Annotated in this window: 1 protein-coding gene; it reads left to right on the top strand. The window is 69.2% G+C overall.

Annotated features, from left to right (window positions below):
* A partial coding sequence (proB, locus tag EOA29_RS39435) for a glutamate 5-kinase (protein WP_127222567.1) occupies positions 1-556 on the top strand: 556 nt, incomplete at both ends.

Genomic DNA, 556 nt, shown 5'->3' with positions numbered 1-556 from the left:
CGTCTCCTCGGGCGACATCGCGCTCGGCCGCAGCATCCTGGGCCTCGGCAAGCGCGCGCTGAAGCTCGAGGAGAGCCAGGCCGCCGCCGCCGTGGGCCAGATCGCGCTCGCCGGCGCCTGGTCGGACGCGCTCGGTAGGAACGGGCTGAAATCGGGCCAGATCCTGCTCACGCTCGGCGACACCGAGGAGCGCCGGCGCTACCTCAACGCGCGCGCCACGATCTCGACCTTGCTCAAGATGAAGGCGGTGCCGGTCATCAACGAGAACGACACGGTGGCGACCTCGGAAATCCGCTATGGCGACAATGACCGGCTGGCCGCGCGGGTCGCCACCATGATGGGCGCCGATCTCCTGGTGCTGCTCTCCGACATCGATGGGCTTTATACGGCGCCGCCGGCCAAGGATCCGCAGGCCAGGTTCATCCCGATGGTCGACCGCATCACGCCGGACATCGAGGCGATGGCGGGAGCAGCCGCTTCCGAGCTATCGCGCGGCGGCATGCGGACGAAACTCGACGCCGGCGGTGATGATCATCGCCGTGCCGGCGGCGTTGGC

Source organism: Mesorhizobium sp. M1E.F.Ca.ET.063.01.1.1 (genome assembly GCF_003998155.1).
In the GTDB taxonomy this organism is placed as follows: Bacteria; Pseudomonadota; Alphaproteobacteria; order Rhizobiales; family Rhizobiaceae; genus Mesorhizobium.
Note: the sequence above shows the minus strand (reverse complement) of the source record. Positions and strands in the feature narration are given on the sequence as shown.